Genomic DNA, 25,440 nt, shown 5'->3' with positions numbered 1-25,440 from the left:
CTTCAACTCAAGGACCTGGGGATGCCGGATCTACTGACGATCGGTGAGCTGTCCGCCCGCTCCGGGGTGGCACCGTCGGCGCTGCGCTACTACGAGCGACTCGGGCTGATCCGCGCCGACCGCACCGGCGGCAATCAGCGCCGGTACGCCCGCGCCGAGCTGCGGCGGGTCGCCTTCATCCGGATCTCCCAGCAGGTCGGCGTCTCGCTCGACGAGATCCGGGAGGCACTCGACTCGCTTCCCGAGGCCCGCACCCCGAGCCCGCAGGACTGGGCGCGGCTCTCGGCGAGCTGGCGCAGCCGACTGGACGAGCGGATCCGGTTGCTCACCAAGCTCCGTGACGACCTGGACGGCTGCATCGGCTGCGGCTGCCTGTCCTTGCAGCGCTGCACGCTCAACAACCCGGAGGACACGCTGGCCGGCGAGGGCCCGGGCGCCCGGCTGGTGCTGCCCCGACCGACGGACGACCCGACGCTGGCAGGCTCGCTCAACTGACGGCCACCCGGCAGGCTCGCTCAGCTGACGGCCGACCCGCCACCCGGCGGGCGGGTGAGCAGCACCTTGCCGAAGTGATCGCTCGACTCGACGAGCCGGTGCGCCTCCGCCGCCTCCGTCATCGGCAGCCGTCGGTCCACGATCGGCCGGATCCGACCCGCCTCGACCAACGGCCACACCTCGTCCCGTACGCCCTGGACGATCTCCGCCTTCTCAGCGAGCGGACGGGACCGTAGCGACGTCGCGGTGACGCTCGCCCGCTTGGTCAACAGCGCGCCGAGATCCAACTCCGCCTTGCGCCCACCCTGCATCCCGATCACCACGAGCCGACCGCCGGTGGCCAGCGCGGAAACGTTCCGCCCCAGGTAGGACCCACCCATGATGTCGAGGATGACGTCCACGCCGCGCCCGTCGGTGACCCGCCGGACCTCCTCGACGAAGTCCTGCTCCCGGTAGTCGATCAGGTGCGCCGCACCCAACTCACGCAGCCGGGCGTGCTTGCCCTCCCGCGCGGTGGTCAGCACTGTGACGCCGAGGGCCGCCCCGAGCTGCACGGCGAAGGTGCCGATCCCGCTGCCCCCGCCGTGCACCAGCAGCGTGTCGCCAGTGCCGAGCCGCGCCACCTGAACCAGGTTCGACCAGACCGTGCAGGCCACCTCGGGCAGCGCCGCCGCGTCGACCGGGTCGCAGGGCACCGGCAGCAGTTGCCCGGCGGGGACCGCAACCCGCTCCGCGTACCCACCGCCGGCCAGCAGCGCGCAGACCTGCTGCCCGACCGCCCAACCGACGACCTCCGCGCCAACCTCCGTGATCACCCCAGAGCATTCCAACCCGGGGTACGCGGGCGCGCCCGGCGGCGGAGGGTAGTGCCCCTGCCGTTGCAGCAGGTCAGCGCGGTTGACCCCGCTGGCCCGCACATCCACGATCACCTCGTCCGGGCCCGGCTCCGGGTCGGGCACCTCGGCCCAGACCAGCGCGTCGGGTCCACCGGGCTGCGGAATCGTGATGGCTCGCATGGGCCCAGTCTTCCCGATCTCACCGGGTGCCGCAGGCGCACCCTCCAGCCCACAGTGGACGCGGCAGACCGCCTGGCCGGCGCACCGGGGAGGGACGCCGGGCCGCCCGGAGCGAGCCGTGGCAGACTATGCGTGGCCGTACGCCCACGGGTGACGGCCCAGGAGGGTTCGCCTAGTGGCCGATGGCGCTGGTCTTGAAAACCGGTAAGGCAGCGATGTCTTCGTGGGTTCGAATCCCACACCCTCCGCCACCTTGATCCACTCGACTTCCCGGAAGTCGGGGGGTTCGGCCCACGCGGATGCCGCGATTTCCTGAATGTCGAGTGGATCTGGCGCGGGTGGGGTGATGGCAGTCCGGTGCCCCCGTGTCCCGGTCACTCCGGCGGGTCGGTGGACCGCCGTTCCCGGCGGATCGTCTCCTCGGCCAGTCGCTCGACAGCGCGTCGGCGTTCGTCGGCGATGGCTCGCTCGTCCCGGCGGCGGAACGCGGTGATGACGGCTACCGCGAAGTCCCGCCAGATGCCGGCCACGATGTCCCCCTGCGGAACGTTGCCCGAACTCAAACGTAGCTCCGCGAAACCACAGTCGGTCAGCGCGCGCTTCCGGTCGTCGGGAGGGCCGTGGCGGGGTAAGAAGGGGCTGGTATCTCCGCACATCGGAAGGACGCGTCCCCATGACCCTGGAACGACCGATCGCCCCGGACCCGTACGAGCTGCTGCCGACGGTGCCCTCGTTCACGCTGACGAGTGACGACGTGCAGAACGGCGAGCCGATGGACGCCCGGCACGCGCATGGCAGCACCGGGGGCGACAACGTCTCGCCGCAGCTGACCTGGTCGGATTTCCCCGCCGAGACGAAGAGCTTCACGGTGACCTGCTACGACCCGGACGCGCCGACCGGCAGCGGTTTCTGGCACTGGGTGCTGGTGAACGTGCCGGTCAACGTCACCCAGTTGCCCACCGGGGCTGGTGGCGCGGCGGGCACCGACCTCGGCGGGGCGTTCCCGGTCCGCAACGACTACGGCGAGCAGGGCTACGGCGGCGCGGCTCCGCCGCCCGGCGACCGCCCGCACCGCTACGTCTTCGCGGTGCACGCCCTGGACGTCGACCGCCTGGACCTGACTCCGGACGCCAGCCCCGCCTACGTCGGCTTCAACCTGACGTTCCACACCCTGGCCCGAGCGGTGATCCGCCCGACCTACCAGATCAAGGAATGATCCGTACCCCGCGATCTTGCACGTGACCGCGAGGTGCGGTGCAAGATCGCGGGGATGGGTGCGTCAGGCTGGGACGCGGGCTACGGCGAAGACGGACTGGCCGAAGGGTGGGAGAACCAGCTGCTCGGCGGCCTTGGTGGCGGGCAGGACGAGGGTGTCGTACACCTTGACCATCGGGCCCTCCTTCGGCATCAGCCGGAAGACCTTGGTGGCCATGAAGTAGCCGATCAGCCCGAGCGCGTTGGCGTAGTGCATCTTCTCGATGGTCAGACCGGCGTCGGTCATCGCCGCCCCGAGCGTCTTCTTCGTGTAGCGGCGGACGTGCCCGGTGGCGATGTCGGCCGGGCCCATCGCGAACTGGAACGCCGGCACGATGATGATCACGGCGCCGCCGGGTCGGACCAGGTCGCGCATGCTCTCCAGCGCGCCCACGTGGTCCTCGATGTGCTCCAGGACGTTGTACGAGACGGCGGCGCTGTAGTCGCCCCGGTCGTTGTGCGGCAGCAGCATCTGCCGGACGTCGATGTTCGGACGGTCGGCGAGGCGCTCCTTGAGCTGCACGAGCCGGTCCGGGTCGGCCTCGGTTGCGGTGAACCGCGGCAGCCGCTCGGACCATTCCAGTGCGTAGTCACCGAGGCCGCTGCCGATCTCGATCGGGTCGTCGCCGAGATACGGCACGGCCAGTTCGATGAACCAGCGACGGTGGTTGACAGCGGTTGCCAGGCCTTCCAGCACCTCGGACTGCACGCGCTGATCCCCAGTGATTTCTGCCATGCGTCGATTCCTCACGATATGAACTCGACCCGTGCCTGGACCGACAGAGTGAATCATCCGCTGGGATGGCGAAAGAATCGGGGCATCGGGGTGGCCGAATTGTGGTCGGGGGGTGGGTTCGTGATCGGCGGTCGGCGAACCCGGCACATAGTACGGCAGTACCCCGAAACATGTCACGGCGGCGCCATACGCTGACTACCCTATGAATTGTCATGACTACTCCTGAACCGGACGTGCCCAGCGGCAGCGGCGGCCCGGCCGCCGCGCCGTCGGCGGAGAGGGCTTCCGGTGCCGTTCGGCCTTCCCGTAGGGGGATGTGGGCCGATCTGGTCGCCGTGCTGAGCTTCGTGCTGCTTGGCTTCTGGGTCACCTGTCGACTCTGGCTGGACCCGAACAGCGATGTGCGGGACAACCAGTCCGATCAGTCGCAGTTCGAATGGATGATGGCCCACGGTGCGCGAGTAGTCACGCACTTTGCGTATCCGTTCCATTCCAATCAGATGAACGTCCCCGACGGCGTCAATCTGATGGCCAATACGTCCGTATTATCCATTTCATTGCCAATGACGCCGATCACCCTGTTGTTCGGGCCGCGAGCGTCATTTCTGATCTTTCTCACCGCCGGCATGATTGCCACCGCCACGGCCTGGTATTTCGTGCTCTCCCGGGTTCTGATCGGCAGCCGGGGGCCGGCGTGGCTGGGTGCCGGCTTCTGCGCGTTCGCGCCGGCCATGGTGTCGCACGCCAATGGGCACCCGAACATCGTGTCGCAGTTCGTCGTCCCGTTGATCATTTGGCGCACGCTACGACTCGGTGAACCGGGCCGCTGGCTGCGCAACGGGGTCCTCCTCGCGCTGGTCATCGTCTGGCAGGCGTTCCTCAACCTGGAGATCCTGCTGATGACCGCGATCGGGCTCGGCGTGACCGTCGGCGTGCTCGCCCTCGGCCGCCCGGATCTACGGTCGCGGGCCCGATCCTTCATCGCCGGGCTGGCCGTCGCCGCCGGGGTCGCCGCGCTCCTGCTCGCGTACCCCCTTTACGTCCAGTTCTTCGGACCGGACGCGTACTCCGGGCTGTCCCGCCTCATCCGCGGCTACTCCAGCGACGTGGCCTCGTTCGTCGCGTACTCCCGGGAATCACTCGCCGGTAGCGCACGCACCGCCGCGGGCCTGGCCAAGAACCCGACCGAGGAGAACAGCTTCTTCGGTTGGTCACTGGTGGTGCTGGTGATCGCCCTGGTCTGGTGGCTGCGCCGCTCGATCGTGGTGCTCGCGCTGGCCGCGCTCGGGTTGCTCTTCGCGGTGCTCTCGCTGGGTCGGGAGGTCCGCTTCGACAACCGGGGTACGGGTGTGCCGGGCCCCTGGGCGGCGCTGGAGAACCTGCCCATCCTGCACTCGGTGGTGCCGACACGCTGGGCGTTGGCGATCACCCCGATCATCGGGCTGCTGCTCGCCTACGGTGCCGAACGTGCCCGCGAGTTGGCCGAGGCGCACCCGGCCGCTCGGGGGCAGGTTCGCTTCGTCACCGCCACAGTGCTCACGATGGCCCTGTTGCCGATCGTCCCCACCCCGCTGCCCGTGGCCCGCCCCGACCCGGTCCCCAGCTTCGTGACCAGTGGGGCCTGGCGGCCGTACGTGACCGGTGGGCGCAGTGTGGTGACCCTGCCGTTGCCGGACACCACCTACGCCGAGCCGCTGCGCTGGTCCGCGGCGACCCGGTTGGACATGCCGCTGGCCCGTGGCTACTTCCTCGGCCCGGACACCCGCCCGAACGCCGATCCGCCGAAGGTCGCGTTGTTCGGTGCGACGCCCCGCCCCACCAGCAGCTTCTTCGCCACCATCCGGCGCACCGGGGCGGTGCCGCCGATTACACCGCAGAGTCGGGTCCGAGCGGTCGACGACCTGCGCTACTGGCGGGCCGGGGTGGTCATCCTCGGGCCACACGAGCACGAGGCCGCACTGCGCCGGGGCATGACCGAGCTGACCGGGATACAACCGGTCTTTACCGGCGGCGTGTGGGTGTGGGATGTCCGGTCACTGACCGACTGAGCAGTACGGCACCGACTGAGCGGCGCGGCCCAGGCCGCCCTAGCGGACGCAGCAGCCCTGGCAGACCTTCGGGCGGGGCAGGGTGAAGGCGAGGCAGCAGGTGCGGCGCTGCACTGTCGGCTCACCGGTCGGCCCCGGCACCAGCTCGATCAGGTCGGCCAGGTCGAGCGCGCCGAGCACTGTGTCGATGCTCTGCACCGTGGAGCCGGGCAGGGCGTCGGCGGCCCGCAGGATGCCGTGCGCGATGCCGGAGGCGACAGAGCCGAGCAGCGTCCGGGTGCCCACCCGGACCTCGGACTGGATCGCCGTGATGAGCGGCGCCAGGTGAGCGTCGAGCAGGGACGCGCGCAACGCGGCCAGCAGCTCCGCCTCGTCGGCGACGACCCGCACCTCCGGCAGGCCGGCCAGTGCCAGCGGATCGTTCGGCAGCACCGCCACTGTGGTGCCCCGGCGCAGGCCCATGGTGAGCAGCTGCCGATGGTCCTCGAAGTGAATCAGCAGGTCGGCCGGATCGAGCAGTGGCACGCGCCGGGCGGAGGCCCAGCCGAGCACGACCGGGAGCGCGGCCCAGTAGCTGTAGGACTTCCAGGCCAGCGCCGCGCAGGCGTGCGGGGTGCCGCCCCAGCGGACGGCGGCGCCGTTCAGCAGCTCCGGCAGTCGGCTGCCGTCGATCAGGGTGGTGGCGGGCGCCCAGCCGAGCTCGTCGTCGACCAGCAGGCCCCGGGCGAGGCCGGGGAGGTCGTCGGTGCCGAACATGGCCCGGAGCGCCGCGGTGACGGGAGCGAGCGGCGTGGTGGCGGCCTCTCGCCGTGGCATCACCGCTGTCACCTGAGTCGTCCCCTGTCTGTGTGACCGAGGAGTGCGCCCCGGCGGACGAACCAGTGCCGTCCTGAGCTAAGGCTAGCCTAACCAAGCCCCTGGCCGTAAGGGAAGCCTCACCTTGGTCACATCCCTGACTCCCAGGTCACCCCGTATCCGAAGGGTGTAGCGCTTCGCGTACTACCCGGAGTCAGTGCTGGGAAACGCCGCCGCACAATCGATGACCATCGGTGGATTGTCAAGCGGTGTGTCGAAAACATGCCACTTGCGTGTGTGCTTGCGCACGGAACGTGAAACTTATAGCCCCGGCCACGAGGAAGCTGATGACGACCTCACCCCTCGAACGGGCTGCCGACTCCTTCGCGGCCGAACTCGCCCGGCAACGGACCGGGCGCGGGTTGTCCAAGAAGCAACTGGCCGTCCTGATGGGGTTCGACCCGTCCTACGTGAGCCATGTCGAGGGGCGCCGGCACCGCCCAACCGAGGACTTCGCCCGCCGCGCGGAGGCCGTCCTGGAGGCAAGCGGCGCGATCTGGCAGCGCTTCCGGGAGTACGACGACCTACGCCACGCCCGGTCGGGTCAGCCGCACCGCGAGCCGTACCTGCCAGGCCAGTGGCTGCCACCCGGCACCGGCCTGGTCGTGGAACGGGAGCTGGCCACCCTCACCCACGCCGACGACGGCTACCGGTGCGTCATCCACCGTGAGCTGTACAACGCCGGCACCGAGCCGGTCACCCGCTACCTGGTCCGGGTCGCCGTCGACCGCTACCCGAACGACCCCGGCCGCTCCAACCGGCACCATCGGGAGCACCCCCTCACCTTCGCCGAGCTGCAGATACAGGCCCGTCGAGACGACGGCGGCGGAGACCCGGAGCCGATGCACTGGCGAGCCAAGCACGATCGGGACGCGTTCAAGGAGATCTGGCTGCTCTTCGAGAACGGGGAGCGACGCTTCCCCCTCTACCCGGGCGACCGGGCCACCATCGAGTACGCGTACAGCGTCGGGCACGAGAAGTGGGGCCCCTGGTTCCAGCGAGCCGTCCGACTGCCCACCCGGCAGCTCGCCGTACGCCTGGACCTGCCCGCGGCCCTCGACCCGCAGGTCTGGGGCGTGGAGACCTCCCTCAGCGCGGAGGAGGGCCCGCTGCGGACGGCGCCGCAGCGTCACGACGAGGGCGACCGGGTGATCTACGACTGGCAGACCGACGATCCCCCGTTGAACGCCCGCTACCGGATGCAGTGGCGGTTCCGTGCCCGCCCGGACACCGAACCGGACATCGGCCCCGGCGGCGCACGGGTCCGACCCAGCGACCGGATGCGCGGCCTCGGCATCGTGCAACGCGGGGACGACCTGCTCCGCCAGCGGGCTCGCCCGTTCGACCTGCCCGGGGAGGAACACGTCGCCCGGGACGTGGTCGACCGGCTCACCATGGCCCTGGCCCGGCTCGACGAGCTGCACCCGTTCAACAAGGGGGTGGGCGTCGCCGCCCCGCAGTTCGGCATCGGCCGCGCGGCGGCCGTGGTGCGGCCCCCCGACCGGTCGGCGGAGCCGGTCGTACTGCTCAACCCACGTGTGGTCGACGCCGACCCGGAGACCGACGAGCAGTACGAGGGCTGCCTCTCCTTCTTCGACCACCGAGGTCTGGTGCCCCGGCCACTGCGCCTGGACGTGGAACACGCCCAGTGGGACGGCAGCCGGATCATCACGTCGTTCGAATTCGGCATGGCCCGGCTGGTCGCACACGAGATCGACCACCTGGAGGGTCGGCTCTACGTCGACCGGATGGCACCCGGCGTGCCGTTGGTGCCGGTGGAGGAGTACCGCGAGACCGGGCGCCCCTGGCGCTACTGACCAGGAAGGGACCGGGGCGCGTGCCCCAGGGGGCAGGGGCACGCGCCCCGGTGTGGGGGGAGGAACGTCTAGAGGTCACCGAAGGTGTCGTAGCGGATGTGCGGCGGCGGCACGTTGTCCGCGGCCAGCACCCGCAGGGTGGACCGGACCATCCGGGCGGCACCGGAGACGAAGCAGTCGTGCGTGGTCCACGGGCCGTACCGGGCCACGACCTCCGGGATCTCGCCCTGCTCGCCGTCGAAGTCCGGATCCTCACTGCACGCCGCGGTGACCGACAACCACGGGTGTACGGCCACCAACTCCTGCAACCCGTCCAGGCCGTACAGGTCGGCCGCCTGCCGTGCGCCGTAGAAGACGTGCACCCACCGGGTCCGGTTGAAGGTGGCCAACTCCTCCACCAGCGCCTTGATCGGCGCCAGCCCGACGCCGCCGGCCACGCAGAGGATGTCCCGTTCCGAGGCGCGGTCCACTGTCATCGACCCCATCGGCGCCGCCAGGCGGAGCAGGTCACCCGGCCGTACCCGCCGCACCAGGGCGCCGGACACCCAGCCGGCCCCCGGAGACCGCACGTGGAACTCCAGCACGTTGTCGTCGTTCGGGGCGTTCGCCACCGAGTAGTTGCGCCACACCCGGGGGTGGTAGCGCGGCACCTCCAGGCTCACGTACTGCCCCGCCTGCCAACGCAGCGGATGCTGCAACGCCCGGCAGGTCAGAACGGCGGTGTCCGGGCCGTACCGCTCGTGGGTCAGCACCTCGGCGTGCCAGAACGGCGGGTCGTCGTCGGAGGCGGCGCCGGCCACCATCAGGGCGGCGATCGCCGCGTACGCCTCCCGCCACGCCTGGTCGTACTCCAGGTTCCAGCCGTCGCCGGCGGTGCTGCGCAGCGCGTCCAGAAGTGCGACGCCCATCGTGGCGTAGTGCCGCTCGTCGACGTGGTACTTGCGGTGGTCGCGGCCCAGCGCCCGGAGGAACTCGTCGAAGCTCTCCGGGTCGTCGACAGTGTGGATCGCCGTGATGATCGCTTCGAGTAGGCGGTCGCCCTGACCGGTCATCTGCACCGGGAAGAGTTGCCGCAGGGCGGGGTCGAGCAGGAACAGCCGAGCGTAGAAGTGACCGCTCAACCGGACCCGGTCGTCCTCGACCAGGGTCCAGCTCTCCTTCAGCAACCGCGCGAGGTTGTCCACGGACGCTCCTTCTCCAGACGGCAACGGATCGGGCGCCCATAGAATCTCCACGGAGAGTGTCGACCGGTCGCACAGAATGTGCGATCGGCTCATGGTGGCCGGTCGGCCGTGTCCCGGGTGCCGTGCGTCGGGCAGAGTGGTGCGGTGACCGTTGAGCTGACCCGCCCGGTGTCCCGCCGACTGCTGGGCACCGAGACGCTGCTGGTCCTCGGCCTCTCCCTCGGCCAGTCCGCGATCTACGCGGTGGTCTCGATCATCGCGAAGTTGACCGCCGACGGTCCGCTCTCCAAGCAGACCGCCTCGTTGAACACCTCGGCGTCGGCCCGCCCCTGGCTGGACCTCACGTACCAGCTGCTCGGCATCGTGTTCGCGCTGCTGCCCGTGCTGCTCGCCGTACACCTGCTCACCCGTGACCCCGGCGACCCGGCGCGGACTCTCGGCCTGGACGCCCGGCGGCCCGGTCAGGACGTGGCGCGCGGCGCCGGCCTGGCGGCGCTGATCGGCCTACCCGGGCTGGCGTTGTTCTGGGTGGCGGCCCACCTGGGTCTCAACGCCACGCTGGTGCCGGCCGCGCTGCCGGACGTCTGGTGGACGGTTCCGGTGCTGATCCTCGCCGCCGTGCAGAACGCCGTGCTGGAAGAGGTGATCGTGGTCGGTTACCTGGTCACCCGGCTGCGCCAGCTCCAGTGGCGGCTGGCCGCGATCATCGCGGCCAGCGCGCTGCTGCGCGGCTCGTACCATCTCTACCAGGGCTTCGGCGCCTTCGTCGGCAACGCGATCATGGGCGTCGTGTTCAGCCTCTTCTACCTGCGCACCCGGCGGGTGCTGCCGCTGATCATCGCGCACACACTGCTCGACGTGTTCGCCTTCGTCGGCTACGCGCTGCTGCCCCGGGAGTGGTTCGACTGGCTCTGACCCGTCAGCGCCGGTCGGGTCGGTAGACGGCCGCCGCTCGGGCCGCGAGCCGGTCGGCCGCCGCCGAGTCACCCAACGCCGCCGCGAGCACCGCCGCGCCCGGCAGCAACCGGGCCACCAGCCGCAACGCCACCCAACCACCGGCCTGCGCCGTGAGCGGCGCGGCCAACCGCCAAGCCGCCTCCGCCGCCCGCGGCCACGCCCCCTCGACCGGGTCACCCGCCGACTCGGCGGCGGCCAGGGCCGCCGCCGCGCTAGCCCGATCCGGGTGCACCTGGGTCAGCACCAGCAGGTCGACGGCCCGGTCGGGATGCGTCGGATCCTTGCCGTACGCGGCGGCCAGGTGCAGCACCAGCTCCGAGTGCGTCCACAGCACCGCCGCCAACTCGGCCAGCGGTGCGAAGAAGCCGGCCAGCGCGGCGGTCGCCCCACCCGCACCCGCGGAGCGGACGAACCGCCGGGTCGCCAACCGGGCCAGGCCGTCCGCCGAGGCGTCCGGGTACCGGGCACGCAACCCGGCGGCCCACCCGGCCGCGCCGGGCCCGAACGCCCGCACCGCGGCCAGAGCCAGCAGCTCCGGTGCGAAGCCAGGGTGGTCGAGCACGCGCGCGGCGACCGCGCGCAGCTCCGATTCCGGGGTACGCCGCAGAGCCGGCTCAGCCTGCCGCACGGCGGGTGCTGCCGGTGCCGTCCGCGGCTCGGCGGGCGCCGTGTGCGGCCCGACCACGGGTTCGGGGGCGGGCTCTGTCGGCGTGGTGCTCTTTCGTGGGGTGGCCGCGCGCTTGGTGGTCTTTGCGGCTTTGGCCGGGGCCGTTGGCGTGATGGTGCTCGCCTCGCCGGTGGTGCTCGCGGCTGTGATGGTCTGCGCTTCGGTGGTGGTCTGCGCTTCGGTGGTGCTCGCGGCTTCGGTGATGCTCGCGGCCTTGGTGGGTTTTGCGGCGCGCTTGCGGGGTGCCGGCGTGGCCGGGGTCACCTCGGCGGGCGTGTCGGCCGCCTGCGGAGGGGCAGCCCTGCGAGCAGGGGCGGTCCGCGCCTTCGGCGGTGTCGAGGCGAGGCCGGTTGCTGGACTTGGATGGTCGCCGGTCGGCTGCTCCGCGTGCTCCGTGTGCTCCGCGCTGGCCTCGGCGGTCAGCTCGGTCGGTGCGCGCCGGGGCTGTCGAGGCAGGGGGCGGTCCGGCTCCGGTGGCTGGAAGAGCACCGCCGGGGCAGCCTTGGCCCGTCGAGGGCGCTGGCCCGCCGGGGCGGCTGCCGGCGGTGCCGCCGCTTCAGGCTCCACCACCTCGGCGGGCTCGTCGGCCACGATCGGCGGCCGGAAGGTGGCCCGTGGGGAGCGCCGACGCGCTCGTTCAGCAGGCTCTCGACGGGTCGACTCGCTGGGCGGCTGCTCCTGCATATCGATGGAGCGTAGTCCCGATCACGCCGGCGCACAGCGTTGAAACACGGGCCCGGGCGAAGCCCGGGGGGCGTACCCAGGAAGTCGTTTTGCTCCCGGTGGGTGGCGACCTGTATCCTCGGGCGCGGTGGTCTGAGGATCACCAGGGAGACTTCGCCTAGTCTGGTCTATGGCGCCGCACTGCTAATGCGGTTGGGGTCTTAAAGCCCCTCCCGGGTTCGAATCCCGGAGTCTCCGCGCGAAAGCCGGGTGTGTACACTGGCTGAGCACAAGCGCCCGTAGCTCAATGGATAGAGCATCTGACTACGGATCAGAAGGTTAGGGGTTCGAGTCCCTTCGGGCGCACAGCAGTAGCAGAGAAAACGCCCCTTTGGCCGTCGACGGAAGTCGACCAGAGGGGCGTTTTTCGTGCCCCCATGGGTGCACGACCCGGCCGCTGAGGCTGGCTGACCGTTACGGAGAGTTGCCGAGAGCGACCCCTGGAGATGGTCCACCTACGTCGGCGTTCATAGCGATCTTCGGGGCTATTCGTGTTCCCCGCCTGGCCACGGGTCGTCGCAGGACCGGCCGGACCGGTCCTGGCCGACAAGGCGTACGCGTCGAAGGCGAGCCGGGCCTACCTGCGCCGGCGCGGGATTGCCGCAAGCCGTTGTCAGTCGAAGGACCGTCGCCGAGCGCCCTTTGTTGACCGCGTACGCGCCTGCGGAGATCGCGCCGAGGCTCGTGGGGTTGAGGGTCAGCGAGACGACGCCGCCAGGCAGTACGCGCGAGCTCTCTTCGCCGGTTGCGAACGTCGCGGGCGTCGATCCGTCCGGGAACAGGCGCTTTCCCGTGCCGACGATGACCGGGTATTGGAGTAGCCGGTAGACATCGACGAGTCCTGCCTGGTGCAGCGTCTGCACGAGTTCTCGAACGTCGGCGCCTCCCAGCTTTCGCCGCCGATGACGATCCTGCCCGATTCCGTCACTGGGAACGGCACGTACCCATCGACGATCGAGGCTGCAGGCTCACGTCGGTCTCGGTGTCGCGATGCTCGAACCGCAACGCCACGGCCTCCTCCGTCTTCAACCTGCCGAGGTTCCTCCTGAGTCTAGCGACGTCGACAGTCAGGACCGACAACCTCCGGCCTGGTCGACCCCGGGCGAGGAATCGTGACGCCCGGCACGAGATGAGTACGCGTGCGGATGGCAGGCGCGGCTGCGGCGACCAGAATTCCCTCCATGCGAACGCCAATCATGATCGCCCTGGCCATGGTCGGTCTGGGCGGGCTGATGGCCACCACCGGTTGCTCGTTCCAGGAGAACATCTGTGCTGGCGGTGAGTATCCGGCGATCGCGGTGGGCGGGCAGGGCGGTAGCGCCTGCTTCCCGGATGGGGAGGAGCCGACCCCGCCGCACGTCCGCTACCCGGAGGGCAAGGTCCCGCAGCACGTCGACGACGAGTGGGACGTCTATTGGCGCAGCCACGGCATCGACGAGAACAACAACATCATCGATACCTGAACCGGCTACCCGGAGGATCGTCGCCCGGCAGAGGAGCGACGGTTCGAGTCCCGGCGGTCGTTCCGCGGGGAGGGCGGGTCGATCGAAGGCGGTATACCTCAGAGGTATTTATATGACTCTCAGGTATACCGCTCGCCGAGAGCGGGGGCGGCAAGTCACCGCCACCGCCAGCGCCATCCTGGTGCCTCGCGGCCATCGCGCTGGTTCGGTGCACGGAAACCGAGGTTGCTGGTGCTTGACGTGGGCCAGATCAGCGACAAGAATTTACAGGAATCGCTGTTAGCGTTAACAATCCGTCCCAGTGCTGCGACGGCATCGTCATGCCGATGTCGCGGCGGTCGCGACGGCCTGACTCCTCGGTCAGCACTACCACTGCAGGGGAGAAACCTATGCGAACGAGGGCAAGATGGCTCGCGGCGACTGCCGCACTCGGTGTTGTCCTCGCCGGGGTGCTGACCTCGACCGGACCGGCCAACGCCGAATCCAATGGCGGGGTGCGGGTGATGCCTCTCGGCGACTCCATCACCGAGGGCACCCAGGTGCCGGGCGGGTACCGCATCGGGCTCTGGCAGCGGCTCGTCAACGGTCGGTACACGGTGGACTTCGTCGGGTCGCAGTTCAACGGGCCTGCAAGCCTGGGTGACCACGACCACCAGGGACATCCCGGCTGGCGCATCGACCAGATCGACGCGAACATCGTCGGCTGGCTGAACACCCAGCGGCCGCAGACTGTTCTGCTGCACATCGGCACCAACGACATCCTGCAGAACTACAACGTGAGCACCGCGCCGAACCGGCTCTCCACCCTGATCGACCGGATCACCACCACGGCTCCCACCGCCGAGGTGTTCGTCGCGCAGATCATCCCGCTCTCCAACAGCAACCAGGAGGCGGCCGCACGTACCTTCAACGCGGCGATCCCCGGCATCGTGCAGAGCAAGGTGAACGCCGGCAAGCGGGTACGCCTTGTCGACATGCACAGCGCACTCACCACCGCCGACCTGATCGACGGCGTCCACCCCACGTCCGGCGGATACGACAAGATGGCTGCCCGCTGGTACAGCGCGCTGCAGTCGGTGCCCGGCAGCATCGGCAACCCGGGCAGCGGCGGCGGGCAGACCACTGCGATCGTGGGTGCCCTGTCCGGTCGCTGCGTCGACGTCCCCGGTTCTTCCACCACCAACGGCACCCAGGTGCAGTTGTGGGACTGTCACGGCCGCACCAACCAGCAGTGGACCTACACGAGCAGCAAGACGCTGACCGTGTACGGCAACAAGTGTCTGGACGCCGCCGGCTACGGCACCTCGCCGGGCACCCTGGTCACCATCTACGACTGCCATGGCGGAACGAACCAGCAGTGGAACGTCAACGCCAACGGCACCATCACCGGGGTGCAGTCCGGCCTCTGCCTGGACCCGTACAACGTGGGCACCGGCAACGGCACGAAGCTCGTCCTCTGGACCTGCACCGGCCAGACCAACCAGCAGTGGAGCCGCCGATAGCTCGTACGGTCGCGTCGGGTGGCGTCGCCCCGGCCGGCGCCTGCACCGACGGCGCGACGGTGGCCGTGCCGTACGGCGCTGTCTATGTCTTCTGGGCCTCCAAGCGGTAAAGGTCTCGTCCCGGGCGGAAGCCGCCCCTGCCCGGCCAGACGGACAGGGGCGGCTTCAGTAGCGCCAGCCGTGACGAGGCGACAAGCTCCGGGTCCCGGCCGACAGGTGGACGGCATCGACGGGATTCGGTGGACGGGCGATAGGCTGCGGCCGGCGTTGGAGTGACCTGAGGGGAACGGGTGATGGGCGGAACGGTTCGCGCGGTGGTCGCGGTCTGCGTGCACCCGGCGTGAGCAACGGGTTGCGTCCCGGTGACCCGGCACGCCTCGGTGGGTACGAGGTGCTCGACCGGCTCGGCGACGGGGGTATGGGCAGTGTCTTCCTGGCCCGTTCGCCGCAGGGGCGGCGGGTGGCGGTCAAGGTCGTCCGTGCGGAACTCTCGCACGACGAGGAGTTCCGGGGTCGGTTCCGTAGTGAGGTGAACCGCGCCCGCCAGGTTCCACCGTTCTGCACCGCCGAGGTCCTGGACGCCGACCCGGACCATGACCCGCCGTACCTGGTGGTGGAGTACGTCGAGGGCCCCAGTCTGGCCCAGGTGGTCCGGGAGCAGGGCCCGCTGGGAGCGGCGCGACTGCACAGCATCGCGGTTGGGGTGGCCACCGCGCTCACCGCCATCCACGGTGCCGGGGTGATCCACCGCGACCTGAAGCCGGCGAACGTCCTGGTCGCGCCGGGCGGGATCAAGGTCATTGACTTCGGCATCGCCCGAGCGTTCGAGGCGACGAGCCAGCACACCCGGACCAACCAGATGGTCGGGACCGTCTCGTACATGGCGCCGGAGCGGTTCGACACGGCTTCCGGCCGTCCGTCCGGCCCGGCCGCGGACATCTTCGCCTGGGGCGCCCTGGTCGCCTACGCCGCGACCGGCCGCAGCCCGTTCGGTGGCGACTCCGCTACCGCCACCGCGATGCGGATCCTCACTCAACCGCCGGACCTGACCGGGCTCGGTGGGCCGTTGCGGGAGTTGGTCTCCCGGGCGTTGGAGAAGGACCCCGCCGCCCGGCCCACCGCCCGGGAGCTGCTCGACGGGTTGCTGACCACAGCGTCTCCAGAGGGCGCGCCGGCCCAACTCCCGGGCGCGACGCCGCCGAGTGTGTCGTCCGCTGCCGGCGGTGATGATCAGGGCGCGCTGTCGACGCCGTCGGGTCTGGCCACGGCCGGTCGCGAGGGTCCACGCGGACGTGGCTGGCTCACCGCGCTGGGGGCGACTGCTGCGGTGATCGCCGTGCTGGTGCCCGCTTTCCTGTTCGGCCCGCACCTGTTGAGTGGACTGTCCAAACCGGACCGGACCGGCTCGACGCCGAGCGGTAGCCCGACGACGAGCGGGCCGGCGGCCACGACGTCCACACCCGCGTCGGGCAGGCCGTCCGCCTCACCGCCGGCCAGCGTGGACCCGACCCAGGCCATGCTGGCCGGTCAGCGGCGATTCCTGCTGCACGTGGTGGAGATCGACGGTGACCTGTCGCTGCCGTCGCACGGTGAAGTCGAGGTCGGGAACGGAACCGGCAAGGATGCGCTCTTCGTGCTCGAACCGGTCGGTGTCGACTACATGATCAAGTCCACCAACCCGGAGATCGCCCACCGACCGTGCCTCGGGGTCAAGGTCGATTCAAAGGGGTACAAGTCGCTGGTGGGAGCCGACTGTCGGCCCACCAAGGCAACCCTGTTCACGATCTTCCGTGAGGGCCAGGACGACAAGGGGCGCGCCTCCTACTCCATCATCAACGAGGAGTACGGCCCGGTGCAGTGGAGCCCGACCAAGAAGGAGATCTTCGTCGAGTTTCTCGGCGACGCCCCGCTGGACACCACGTTCAGCCTGGTCGACCGAGGCGCGGTCTGACTCGGACGTACCCCGGCGCCTGCGGACCAGCCACCCGGTGGGCCTTGACTCGCACGACGGTCGTTGGCTGACCGTCGCCGCGCCAGCGCTCCTGCCGGTCGACCCGTCAGGCTGAGTTCACCGGCACCACCAGCAAGCCGCCGGCGATGGGCAGTCGTCGATGTTAACGCGCTCGCAGGGGCCTCCTCAAGGGTTCGGTGGTGGTCCTCGCCTGGCATCTGGGGCGATGCCTGCGGGAATGCGGTTCAAGACGTTCCACCACAAGATCCGCAGCCCGGTAGCGGCAGATGTTCCCAGCACATTACGTCTTGACGAACGGCATGTTATCGCTCACAGTCGATGCCTAAGGACGACGACACCTTGGCTTTCCGGGCAAGCCCTGCTTCGTCGATCTCGAATCAGGCGTGCGCCACTGCGCGCCGGCGTCTTGTTAACGCTAACTCTCTGACGCCTGCGCGCTCGGCCACGCGTCGCGGTACGCCCACCCTCGGGCAGGCCGTTCGGCTCTTGGTCACTGGAGGAGGATCATGTCTGCCCTCGATAGGTCTCCATCGATCGCAACGCCGTCGCGGCGGCGTTGGTGGTTGCCCCGCATCCTCGCCGCCAGCGCGGCGGCGTTGATGGTCGGTGGCGCTGCCGTAGCGGTGGTGTCGTCTCCCGCCGCTGCGGCGTCGGTCGACACGAACGCGTGGTACGTGTTGGTCAATCGCAACAGCGGCAAGGCCCTGGACGTCTACAACCTGGCCACGAATGACGGTGCCCGGATCACCCAGTGGGCCCGCAACAACGGCAACCAGCAGCAGTGGCAGTTCGTCGACTCCGGTGGTGGCTACTACCGGGTGAAGTCGCGGCTGTCCGGCAAGGTGCTGGATGTCTCGGGCTTCTCGACCGCCAACGGTGGCAGCATCGTGCAGTGGAGTGACCTCAACGGCACCAACCAGCAGTTCCGGCTGGCCGACTCGGACAGCGGCTACGTCCGGTTGATCAACCGGAACAGCAACAAGGTGATGGAGGTGCAGGGCGCCTCGACCGCCGACGGCGGAAACATCGTGCAGTACGACGACTGGAACGGCACCAACCAGCAGTGGCAGTTCGTCCGCGTCGACGGAACCACGCCGCCGACGACGACCCCGCCGCCGGGCGGCACGTGCGACCTTCCCTCGACGTACCGGTGGTCCTCCACCGGAGTGTTGGCGAACCCGAAGTCGGGTTGGGTGTCGCTGAAGGACTTCACCGTCGCCCCGTACAACGGCCAGCAGTTGGTCTACGCCACCACGCACGACTTCGGTAGCAGCTGGGGTTCGATGAACTTCAGCCTCTTCTCGAACTACTCGCAGATGGCCTCGGCCACCCAGAACACGATGAACTCCGGGACTGTCGCGCCGTCGCTCTTCTACTTCGCGCCGAAGAACATCTGGGTGCTCACCTACCAGTGGGGTGGCACGGCGTTCTCCTACCGGACCTCGACCAACCCCACCAACGCGAACGGCTGGTCCGCGGCGCAGCCGCTGTTCACCGGAAGCATCACCGGGTCCGGTACCGGTCCGATCGATCAGACGATCATCGGTGACGGTACGAACATGTACCTGTTCTTCGCCGGGGACAACGGCAAGATCTACCGGGCCAGCATGCCGATCGGGAACTTCCCGGGCAACTTCGGCAGTAGCTACACGACCATCATGAGCGACACCACGAACAACCTGTTCGAGGCCGTTCAGGTCTACAAGCTGCAGGGTCTGAACAAGTACCTCATGATCGTCGAGGCGATCGGTTCGACGGGCCGCTACTTCCGTTCGTTCACGGCGACCAGCCTGAACGGTTCGTGGACGCCGCAGGCCGCGTCCCAGAGCAACCCGTTCGCGGGCAAGGTCAACAGCGGCGCGACCTGGACCAACGACATCAGCCACGGTGAGCTGCTGCGCACCAACGCCGACCAGACGATGACAGTGGACGCCTGCAACCTGCAACTGCTCTACCAGGGGCGTTCCCCCAGCTCCGACGGCGTCGACTACGGCCTGCTGCCGTACCGGCCGGGTCTGCTGACCCTGCAGCGCTGACCCGATCTGATCAAGCTCGACTGACACGGAACGGGCGGGCTCGGCGTCACGCCGAGCCCGCCCGGCTCATGTCAATGCTGCGATCAGCCCTGGCTCACCGGGATCGGGGTACCGGTGACACAGGTCAGCACCCGGCCCTGACCACGGGTGGCGCTCGATGTGGTCGTGGCGAAACCGTGGGTTTCGAGCAGTAGTTCGGTCGCTGCGAGGTTCGCGGTGGCGTGGGCTTCGGTGGGTCGCTCGCCGAAGACGTAGAGCCGCCCTCCCGGTGCCAGCAGGCTGCGCATCCGAGCGATCTGCTGCGCCGCGTCGCCCAACCAGAAGAGGCTGACGTTCACCGCGAAGATCTTGGTGAAGTGGCCGGTCGGAAGGTCGGCCGACTCGAACCCTGCTCGCCGGATCTCGGCTCTACCGGCGTCGATGTGGCTCAGGTTCCGTTCGGTCGCGAGCCGCACCATCGTCGTGGCACGGTCGATGGCGACGATCCGACCGGTGGTGAGTTGGCCGGCGACCAGGGAGACGGCAGCTCCCCGACCGCAGCCGATCTCCAGCACCTGGTCGTCGGGCGCGACAGCCATGATCTGCACCGCCCAGCGCTGCCGATGGGCGGGCGTCACTCGAACCGGTTCGTTCGCTGAGGGCGTCGTGCCAGCGCTGGACGAACCCGCATCGCGGCTCGAAAGAGTGGACCTCACGACGTCACTCGCCGGCGCCTTCTCTGCTCACACCCCTGATTCCACCCTCTCAGCGGAGTCGGTGCACCGTGTCCTCGGTCACCGCGCCGGATCGGCAGGCGCGACAGCGATCAGTGCACGGGCACCGGGGTGACGTCCCCGAGGGCGTCAGTCGGGGCCGGGACGTGCTTCGGGGCACCGGCGTTCACCATGACCACCGAGACCACTGCCGCCGCGACCACAAATCCGACGGCGACCCAGTACGCGACCGAGTAGCCGTGCATCAGGGCTTCGTTCCGCTCCTGGACTCGCGCCGCCGGGCCACCGTGCGAGAGCAGGTAGGTGGCGGCCGAGCTGGTCGCGATGGTGTTGAGCAGCGCGGTGCCGATCGACCCGCCGACCTGCTGCGACGAGCTGATCATCGCGGAGGCGACGCCGGCGTCCCTGGGCTCGACGCCATGGGTGGAGATGCTCATCGCGGGCATGAACGCGGTGCCGATGCCGAGCCCGATCACCGCTTCGCTGAACGCGATCTCCAGGAAGCCGCTGTCCGCGTCGAGCAGAGCCAGCAGCACCAGACCGACCGCTGTGACGAGGTACCCGCCGACCATGATCGGCCGGGGTGCGATCCGGTGCGCGAGTCGGGCGCCGATCTGCGTGGCACCGATGGCCTGCGGCACGGCCATCGGCATGAACGCCAACCCGGCCATCACCGGCGACCATCCCTTGACCTGCTGGAAGTAGTAACTGAGCAGGAGGAACATCCCGAACATGCTGACGATCGCAAGGCCCACCGAGAGGTACGCGGCGGCCCGGTTGCGTTCGGTCAGGACGCGCAGTGGCAGCAAGGGGGACGTGACCCGCGCCTGCACCACGACGAAGGTCGCCAGCAGCAGCACCCCGGCGGTGAACGACCCGATGGTCACCCCCGCCGACCATCCGCGGCTCTCGGCGACACCGAACCCGTAGACGAGGCCGACGAGTCCGGAGCTGGCCAGCAGTACGCCGGGCAGGTCGAGTCGGGCGCGGTGCCGCTCGCCGTCGTCGTGGACGGTGCGACTGGCGCCCAGGATCCCGATGACCGCGATCGGCACGAGGACGAACATCGCGAAGCGCCAGTTCAGGTACTGGGTGAGCAACCCGCCCACGATCAGACCGACAGCGCCGCCGGCGATCGAGACGGCGCTGAACACGCCGAACGCCTTCGCGCGTTCCCTCGGCTGGGTGAAGGACAGGGAGAGCAACGAGAGCGCGGCCGGCGCGAGCAGGGCCGCGAACACACCCTGGAGCGCCCGGGCGAGCAGCAGCATCGCGGCGTTGACGGCCAGGCCGCCGATGGCCGAGGCGATCGCGAAGCCACCCAGCGCGATCAGGAAGGTGCGCTTGCGCCCGACCATGTCACCGATCCGGCCGCCGACCAGCAGCAGACCGCCGAAGGCCAGACCGTACGCGGTCACCACCCACTGCCTGCTCCCGTCGGTGAAGTGCAGCGCCTGTTGCGCCGAGGGCAGCGCGATGTTCATGACCGCCCCGTCGAGCACCACCATCAGTTGAGCGATGGAGATGAACAACAGGGCCTTCCACCGCTGGGACTCCGGAGCGGCGCGACCTGTGGGCATGACTGTTCCTTAAGAGTGGTTTGTGGGGATTCGAACGACTCGCCCAACGCTAACTAGTTTATGGAACGCCCACCAAAGAATGTGCCTGCGGTTACAGCGTCGTTCTGAGTGATCACCAGGTCTAAATCAGTGCACTTGTCGGCTGAAGATGCCCAATCGAGAGGCAGTCGCGGTTGCGGAGGTGCCGTCTGTGACTGTCATTACTTTGTCGAACGTTCCAGAAAAGGTTAGCGTTCCGTCCCACGAAGAGCCCTGCGGGCCCCGTGGCGGCTCACCAGTCGAAGTGGATGTGAGACGAGATGTCTGGACGGTTGGAAGCAAAGGTGCTGGTCGTGACCGGCGGTACGCAGGGCATGGGCCTGGCGTTCGCCCAGCGGGCGGCCACGGAAGGGGCCCGCGTCGTCATCGGCGCCCGGGACAAGGACCGGGGCGAGGAGGTCGCCGCGCAGATCAGGAGCGCGGGCGGCAGCGCCCTCTTCGTGCCCACCGACGTGACGGTCGAGGAGGACATGGCGCGGCTCGTCGACGCCGCCGTGACGGAGTACGGGCGACTGGACGGCGCGTTCAACAACGCCGGCGGTGGCCCGATGGCCAGCGTGCGCGAGACCGACAGCGACAACTGGCACCGGTCGCTCGCCCTCAACCTGACGAGCGTCTTCTACGGCCTCAAGTACGAGCTCCCGGCGATCATCGCCTCCGGCGGTGGCGCGATCGTCAACAACGCCTCGGTCTCCGGCGTGAAGGGCGACGGGACCCAGGCCGCCTACAACGCGGCGAAGCACGGGGTCATCGGTCTGACGCGCTCGGCGGCCCTCGACGTGGCGCGCTCAGGTGTGCGGGTCAATGCCCTGGTCACCGGCCTGATCGACACTCCGCTCTGGCAGGGCGTGGTCAGCCAGGCCCCGGAGATCGCGGAGCGCTACCTGTCGGCGCAGCCGACCGGACGAGCCGGCACCTCCGACGAGGTCGCCGCGCTCACCGCGTTCCTGCTCAGCGACGAGGCCACCTTCATCAGCGGCGCGTCTATCGCCATCGACGGCGCCCTCACCGCCTGAGGCACCGAGGCACTGAGGTCCGGTCCGGGGCGGCGGCTTCAGCGACCGCCCCGGACCGGGCAATGCGTCAGGCGATCCGGTAGGCCCGCTGGATCGTCTGCGTGACCGTGTTGCCGGCGGTGTCGGTGGCGGTCAGTCGCAGCGAGACGAATCCGGCCCCTCGTGGATGACTGATCAGCGCGACGTTTCGGATCACCGGCAGGGCGACCCAGGTCCGGCCGTCGTCGAACGACGCGGACACGGCGAGCGTCCGGTTGGGCGCGGCCTTCGAACCGGCCTGCCGGTCCAGCGCCACCGGGATCGTCATGATCCGGCCGGTCCGTGCCGTGTTGGTGTCGTCGAGCATGGGCGTCGGGCGAGCCGTGGTCAGAGGCAACCGCTCCGGCGACGTGGTGTGCGCCGAGGTGAAGGTCCAGGCCACCGAGACCGACGTCGACAGGGTGTCCGGTGCGCCTCGGGTGGCGGTCGCCTCCAGCCGGTAGGTGGCCTTCCCGGCGGGCACCGCGAACTCGGCCCACGGGCTGTCCGAGGTGCCGATCTCCTTACCGTCGCGCAGCAGCCGGAACCGCACCGGCTGGTCGTCGCGGCTCGCGGGGCGACCGGTCGCGTCGCCGAACAGCGGCACCGACGCGATGGAGATGGTGTCGCCGTCGCGGCCCGCGTACCCCAGGGGTGACAGGGTCGGCGCCTGGGTCACTGTGGGTCCGAAGGGCGCCGCGTTCCAGGTCTGGGTGTACGTACGCCCCGACCTGAAGGTCGAGTCCTGCGTCGTGAGGTTGTCCCCCTCGACGAACGTGGACGTCCAGACGATGCCACCGTCGGTGTTGTAGTACTCGGTGCCCTTGAACGGCAGGTCGACAGGCGTGTTCGACCCGATCGGGCCCGCGCCTCCGGGCGCCGACGCGCGGTGGAAGCGGGTGGCCGTAGCCGTCGTGGACTGGCTGCGGTAGGTCGTCTTGACCGTGGCCAGGTTCTTCGACGACAGCTTCCTGGTCAGGCCGGTGAACATGTCGCCAGTGCTGACGTACGCCAGGTCGTAGGTGTAGGGGCTGTTCCGGAAGGTACCGTCCCTGCCCGGCCGGGCGAGCCCGACGCCCAGCGTCGCGGTGAACTCGGGTGCCGCGGCGGCGGGTCCGAGCCGGCCGAAGAAGACGTCCGTGAAGGACACTCCGCTGAGTTGGACGCCGGGGTAGCGCAGGCCGTCGTCCCAGTTGGCGCTCACGTTGATCGAGGTCGGCGCGGCGTCGTGCTGCGGCACTGTCAACGCGACCGGCTTGGCGGTGCGGGCGTCGACCGCCTCGGTGACCGGGCCGCGTACGTCCAGGACCGGCTGCGCGAGCAGGGTCGACACGGCACCCTCGTGGATGGTGCTGTACAGCGCGTACCGACCCTTGGGCAGCCGCAGGACGCCGCCGCCCGGTGTCGCGGGGAGGGTGCTGAACTCGCCGGTGGTCAGGTTCGCCGCCACTGTCGTGTACTCGGTGGCCGGCTTGCCGTCGCGTCCGGTGTGGTCGAGCCGTACGTCGTAGCTCTCAATCTCACGGTTCAACACGAAGGGCGTCCGTACCCGCAGGTCGCCGGCGCCGGTCGCGGTCAGCGCGCCCTGGTAGACGCCGTCCTGGGCGTCCACCCGGGTGTCCACAGTGATCGTCGCCTCGGCGCGGCCACCGGCCGGCACCACCAGCGTGGCCGGGCTGACGGTGAGCATGCCCGCCGGGGCCGGAGCGATGGCCAGCGTCAGGGTGACCGGCGCGGTGCCCGTGTTGCGGTAGCCGACGACCTGGGTGATCGGGCTGTCGTCGGCGTGCGGCCAGCGCTGCACCGGAAAGTCGATGGCGGCGATGTCGGTGGCGACCGGCTGGGCGACCGCGCGGGCGATGTCCACCCGGCCGGCCCCCTGCTCGTAGATGGTGTCCTCGCCGGTCGGCTTGGCCGAGTCCATCAGGGCGGCCTTGAGCTGCGGGCCGGTCCAGTCCGGGTGTTGCCCGGCGAGAATCGCGGCGGTGCCGGCCACGTGCGGGGTCGCCATCGACGTACCCGACATGGTGGCGTAGTCACCGCCGGGGGCGGCGGCCACGATGTCGACGCCCGGCGCGCTGATCTCGGGCTTGATGTGGTTGTCGCCGACGCGCGGGCCCCGGCTGGAGAAGTAGGCCCGCTGGTCGTCGGCGTCCACTGCGGCGACGGCGAGAGCGTCGTCGGCGGAGGCCGGCGAGGAGACCGACTTCGGCTTCCCCTCGTTGCCGGCCGCGACCACGAAGAGGGTGCCGTACCGGTGGCTCAGCTCCTGGACCGCGGTCTCCAGCGGGTCGAGGCCGGGTGCGTCGTCGCCGCCCACGCTCAGGTTGACCACCCGGGCCTGCGGCGCGAGCCACTGCATGCCGGTGATGATGTCCGAGTCCTGGCATTCGGTGGTGGCGCAGACCTTGCCGACGAGCAGCTTCGCCCCCGGCGCGACCCCGCGGTACCTGCCGCCGGAGGCGGCGCCGCTGCCGACGATCGTCGACGCCACGTGGGTGCCGTGGCCGACCGCGTCGCCGGGGTCGTTGCCGCCGGTGAAGTCCCGGACCTCGGTGAGGTGGCCGGCGAAGTCGGGGTGGCTGGCGTCGATCCCGGTGTCCAGCACGCCGACGGTGACGCCGGTGCCGTCGAAACCGGCCTGCCAGGCCGCCGGGGCACCGATCTGCGGCACGCTGCGATCGAGGGAGACAGTGCGCTTGCCGTCCAGCCAGATGTGGCTGACCCCAGTGGTGAGGGTGCGCGCGGACGGTGCACCCCGGGTGAGCGACGTCCAGAGGGTCACCCTGTCGTCCCGGTCCGCCCGGACCGCGAGCGCGTGCGCGGCCGGGAGGTCGGCCCGCACCCGCCCGGCACCCCCGGTGGTCGCGGTCCGTGCCCGCGCCGCCATGTTCTCGGGGTACGCGACCAGCAGCGGCAACTCGGCGGCCCGGTCGTCGTAGCCGAACTCGCCGAGCGTGGTGAGGTCGAACAGGCGCCGGTCGAGCCGCCCGTCCCGCACCAGCGGCATCGCGTCCACCGGGATGACGTACTGGTGACCGTCCTCCCGGCTGCTCACGAACCGCATGGCGGCCCGACCCGGCCCGCGCTGGATCTGCGGGCGACCCGCCGCGTCCAGCGACACCCGGTCCCCGGTGATCAGGGTGAAGGTTCCGTGGGTGCCGGGGGCCGTGGCCGTCGGCTTTTCCTGCGCGTTCGCCGCTTGGGCGGTCAGGCTCGCCGCCACCAGCGCGGTCGCGAGTACGCCGGCTGTCAGGGCGCGTCGTTGCCGTCGTCGCACATCGTCCTCTCCGCCACGGGCGTCTCCCGGGTCGGCACGATGACGCCTGGCCAGGTCGTTAGGTTGATC

20 protein-coding genes and 3 tRNA genes are annotated in these 25,440 nt (G+C 69.9%); 13 read left to right on the top strand and 10 right to left on the bottom strand.

Features of this window, described 5'->3' with window-relative positions; all coding sequences use genetic code 11:
• Positions 1 to 21 precede the first annotated feature (21 nt).
• Positions 22 to 495: a redox-sensitive transcriptional activator SoxR gene (gene soxR / locus GUI43_RS12300; protein ID WP_112583829.1), complete on the top strand. Its 474-nt coding sequence runs from the start codon at positions 22 to 24 to the stop codon at positions 493 to 495.
• A gap of 20 nt (positions 496 to 515) precedes the next feature.
• On the opposite strand, the gene GUI43_RS12295 is transcribed toward soxR, so the two are convergent.
• Positions 516 to 1,511, bottom strand: coding sequence for an NAD(P)H-quinone oxidoreductase (locus tag GUI43_RS12295; protein WP_112583828.1), 996 nt, complete (start codon positions 1,509 to 1,511; stop codon positions 516 to 518).
• Positions 1,512 to 1,672: 161 nt separating this feature from the next.
• On the opposite strand from GUI43_RS12295, the gene GUI43_RS12290 reads away from it, so the two are divergent.
• Positions 1,673 to 1,762, top strand: a tRNA-Ser gene (locus GUI43_RS12290).
• Between the two features lie 123 nt (positions 1,763 to 1,885).
• Here GUI43_RS12290 and GUI43_RS12285 read toward each other — a convergent pair.
• A complete protein-coding gene (locus GUI43_RS12285) occupies positions 1,886 to 2,074 on the bottom strand; it encodes a hypothetical protein (RefSeq protein ID WP_112698840.1) in 189 nt (62 codons plus the stop codon).
• A gap of 110 nt (positions 2,075 to 2,184) precedes the next feature.
• Between GUI43_RS12285 and GUI43_RS12280 the strand changes: the two genes are divergently transcribed.
• Positions 2,185 to 2,727, top strand: a complete 543-nt coding sequence (locus GUI43_RS12280; RefSeq protein WP_112583826.1) for a YbhB/YbcL family Raf kinase inhibitor-like protein — start codon at positions 2,185 to 2,187, stop codon at positions 2,725 to 2,727.
• Between the two features lie 63 nt (positions 2,728 to 2,790).
• Here the strand turns inward: GUI43_RS12280 and GUI43_RS12275 are convergent, their stop codons facing one another.
• The gene (locus GUI43_RS12275; protein WP_112583825.1) at positions 2,791 to 3,501 is read right to left on the bottom strand and encodes a class I SAM-dependent methyltransferase; all 711 of its coding nucleotides are present in this window, start codon (positions 3,499 to 3,501) and stop codon (positions 2,791 to 2,793) included.
• Between the two features lie 314 nt (positions 3,502 to 3,815).
• On the opposite strand from GUI43_RS12275, the gene GUI43_RS12270 reads away from it, so the two are divergent.
• Entirely contained in the window at positions 3,816 to 5,549 is a 1,734-nt protein-coding gene (locus GUI43_RS12270; RefSeq protein ID WP_112698839.1) for a DUF6311 domain-containing protein, read from the top strand.
• A gap of 39 nt (positions 5,550 to 5,588) precedes the next feature.
• Here the strand turns inward: GUI43_RS12270 and GUI43_RS12265 are convergent, their stop codons facing one another.
• Positions 5,589 to 6,365, bottom strand: a complete 777-nt coding sequence (locus GUI43_RS12265; protein WP_112601320.1) for an IucA/IucC family C-terminal-domain containing protein — start codon at positions 6,363 to 6,365, stop codon at positions 5,589 to 5,591.
• Positions 6,366 to 6,691: 326 nt separating this feature from the next.
• Here GUI43_RS12265 and GUI43_RS12260 point away from each other — a divergent pair, with 326 nt between their 5' ends.
• On the top strand, positions 6,692 to 8,221 hold the full coding sequence (locus GUI43_RS12260) for a peptide deformylase (protein ID WP_112583823.1): 1,530 nt from the start codon (positions 6,692 to 6,694) through the stop codon (positions 8,219 to 8,221).
• Between the two features lie 68 nt (positions 8,222 to 8,289).
• Here GUI43_RS12260 and GUI43_RS12255 read toward each other — a convergent pair whose 3' ends face one another.
• The gene (locus GUI43_RS12255; protein WP_112698838.1) at positions 8,290 to 9,405 is read right to left on the bottom strand and encodes a globin domain-containing protein; all 1,116 of its coding nucleotides are present in this window, start codon (positions 9,403 to 9,405) and stop codon (positions 8,290 to 8,292) included.
• A 144-nt stretch (positions 9,406 to 9,549) separates the two neighbouring features.
• Between GUI43_RS12255 and GUI43_RS12250 the strand changes: the two genes are divergently transcribed.
• On the top strand, positions 9,550 to 10,320 hold the full coding sequence (locus GUI43_RS12250) for a CPBP family intramembrane glutamic endopeptidase (RefSeq protein WP_112583994.1): 771 nt from the start codon (positions 9,550 to 9,552) through the stop codon (positions 10,318 to 10,320).
• Between the two features lie 4 nt (positions 10,321 to 10,324).
• Here the strand turns inward: GUI43_RS12250 and GUI43_RS34540 are convergent, their stop codons facing one another.
• Positions 10,325 to 11,713: a hypothetical protein gene (locus tag GUI43_RS34540; RefSeq protein ID WP_249037729.1), complete on the bottom strand. Its 1,389-nt coding sequence runs from the start codon at positions 11,711 to 11,713 to the stop codon at positions 10,325 to 10,327.
• Positions 11,714 to 11,859: 146 nt separating this feature from the next.
• On the opposite strand from GUI43_RS34540, the gene GUI43_RS12240 reads away from it, so the two are divergent.
• Both GUI43_RS12240 and GUI43_RS12235 read left to right on the top strand, forming a co-directional pair.
• Positions 11,860 to 11,950 (top strand) — tRNA-Ser (locus GUI43_RS12240).
• A 35-nt stretch (positions 11,951 to 11,985) separates the two neighbouring features.
• Positions 11,986 to 12,058, top strand: a tRNA-Arg gene (locus tag GUI43_RS12235).
• 179 nt (positions 12,059 to 12,237) lie between these two features.
• Here GUI43_RS12235 and GUI43_RS33845 read toward each other — a convergent pair.
• Positions 12,238 to 12,615, bottom strand: a complete 378-nt coding sequence (locus GUI43_RS33845; RefSeq protein ID WP_249037728.1) for a dihydrofolate reductase family protein — start codon at positions 12,613 to 12,615, stop codon at positions 12,238 to 12,240.
• Positions 12,616 to 12,933: 318 nt separating this feature from the next.
• Here GUI43_RS33845 and GUI43_RS12220 point away from each other — a divergent pair, with 318 nt between their 5' ends.
• From GUI43_RS12220 to GUI43_RS12205, 4 genes are all read left to right on the top strand, one after another.
• Positions 12,934 to 13,215: an SCO0607 family lipoprotein gene (locus GUI43_RS12220; protein WP_249037727.1), complete on the top strand. Its 282-nt coding sequence runs from the start codon at positions 12,934 to 12,936 to the stop codon at positions 13,213 to 13,215.
• A 389-nt stretch (positions 13,216 to 13,604) separates the two neighbouring features.
• On the top strand, positions 13,605 to 14,717 hold the full coding sequence (locus GUI43_RS12215; protein WP_112698836.1) for a ricin-type beta-trefoil lectin domain protein: 1,113 nt from the start codon (positions 13,605 to 13,607) through the stop codon (positions 14,715 to 14,717).
• A gap of 340 nt (positions 14,718 to 15,057) precedes the next feature.
• On the top strand, positions 15,058 to 16,668 hold the full coding sequence (locus GUI43_RS12210) for a serine/threonine protein kinase (protein ID WP_112698835.1): 1,611 nt from the start codon (positions 15,058 to 15,060) through the stop codon (positions 16,666 to 16,668).
• A 527-nt stretch (positions 16,669 to 17,195) separates the two neighbouring features.
• Positions 17,196 to 18,725 (top strand): non-reducing end alpha-L-arabinofuranosidase family hydrolase, encoded by a 1,530-nt coding sequence (locus GUI43_RS12205; protein WP_112585954.1) that lies wholly within the window; start codon positions 17,196 to 17,198, stop codon positions 18,723 to 18,725.
• Between the two features lie 83 nt (positions 18,726 to 18,808).
• Here GUI43_RS12205 and GUI43_RS12200 read toward each other — a convergent pair whose 3' ends face one another.
• Both GUI43_RS12200 and GUI43_RS12195 read right to left on the bottom strand, forming a co-directional pair.
• Positions 18,809 to 19,303: a class I SAM-dependent methyltransferase gene (locus GUI43_RS12200; protein ID WP_146765897.1), complete on the bottom strand. Its 495-nt coding sequence runs from the start codon at positions 19,301 to 19,303 to the stop codon at positions 18,809 to 18,811.
• Positions 19,304 to 19,530: 227 nt separating this feature from the next.
• Positions 19,531 to 21,018 (bottom strand): MFS transporter, encoded by a 1,488-nt coding sequence (locus GUI43_RS12195; RefSeq protein WP_112698833.1) that lies wholly within the window; start codon positions 21,016 to 21,018, stop codon positions 19,531 to 19,533.
• Positions 21,019 to 21,350: 332 nt separating this feature from the next.
• Here GUI43_RS12195 and GUI43_RS12190 point away from each other — a divergent pair, with 332 nt between their 5' ends.
• Complete coding sequence (locus tag GUI43_RS12190; protein ID WP_249037726.1) at positions 21,351 to 22,073, top strand: SDR family NAD(P)-dependent oxidoreductase; 723 nt, start codon at positions 21,351 to 21,353, stop codon at positions 22,071 to 22,073.
• 67 nt (positions 22,074 to 22,140) lie between these two features.
• Here GUI43_RS12190 and GUI43_RS12185 read toward each other — a convergent pair whose 3' ends face one another.
• Positions 22,141 to 25,371, bottom strand: a complete 3,231-nt coding sequence (locus tag GUI43_RS12185; protein WP_112698832.1) for a S8 family peptidase — start codon at positions 25,369 to 25,371, stop codon at positions 22,141 to 22,143.
• Positions 25,372 to 25,440: the final 69 nt, after the last annotated feature.

The sequence above is a fragment of the Micromonospora noduli genome (assembly GCF_003264365.1).
GTDB lineage: Bacteria > Actinomycetota > Actinomycetes > Mycobacteriales > Micromonosporaceae > Micromonospora > Micromonospora noduli.
Note: the sequence above shows the minus strand (reverse complement) of the source record. Positions and strands in the feature narration are given on the sequence as shown.

Excerpts from the sequence above, each read along its gene's own strand:
- soxR (WP_112583829.1), top strand. The coding sequence starts at position 22 with ATGCCGGATCTACTGACGATCGGTGAGCTGTCCGCCCGCTCCGGGGTG.
- GUI43_RS12295 (WP_112583828.1), bottom strand. The coding sequence starts at position 1,511 with ATGCGAGCCATCACGATTCCGCAGCCCGGTGGACCCGACGCGCTGGTC.
- GUI43_RS12280 (WP_112583826.1), top strand. The coding sequence starts at position 2,185 with ATGACCCTGGAACGACCGATCGCCCCGGACCCGTACGAGCTGCTGCCG.
- GUI43_RS12275 (WP_112583825.1), bottom strand. The coding sequence starts at position 3,501 with ATGGCAGAAATCACTGGGGATCAGCGCGTGCAGTCCGAGGTGCTGGAA.
- GUI43_RS12270 (WP_112698839.1), top strand. The coding sequence starts at position 3,816 with ATGTGGGCCGATCTGGTCGCCGTGCTGAGCTTCGTGCTGCTTGGCTTC.
- GUI43_RS12265 (WP_112601320.1), bottom strand. The coding sequence starts at position 6,365 with ATGCCACGGCGAGAGGCCGCCACCACGCCGCTCGCTCCCGTCACCGCG.
- GUI43_RS12260 (WP_112583823.1), top strand. The coding sequence starts at position 6,692 with ATGACGACCTCACCCCTCGAACGGGCTGCCGACTCCTTCGCGGCCGAA.
- GUI43_RS34540 (WP_249037729.1), bottom strand. The coding sequence starts at position 11,713 with ATGCAGGAGCAGCCGCCCAGCGAGTCGACCCGTCGAGAGCCTGCTGAA.
- GUI43_RS12220 (WP_249037727.1), top strand. The coding sequence starts at position 12,934 with ATGCGAACGCCAATCATGATCGCCCTGGCCATGGTCGGTCTGGGCGGG.
- GUI43_RS12215 (WP_112698836.1), top strand. The coding sequence starts at position 13,605 with ATGCGAACGAGGGCAAGATGGCTCGCGGCGACTGCCGCACTCGGTGTT.
- GUI43_RS12205 (WP_112585954.1), top strand. The coding sequence starts at position 17,196 with ATGTCTGCCCTCGATAGGTCTCCATCGATCGCAACGCCGTCGCGGCGG.
- GUI43_RS12200 (WP_146765897.1), bottom strand. The coding sequence starts at position 19,303 with ATGGCTGTCGCGCCCGACGACCAGGTGCTGGAGATCGGCTGCGGTCGG.
- GUI43_RS12195 (WP_112698833.1), bottom strand. The coding sequence starts at position 21,018 with ATGCCCACAGGTCGCGCCGCTCCGGAGTCCCAGCGGTGGAAGGCCCTG.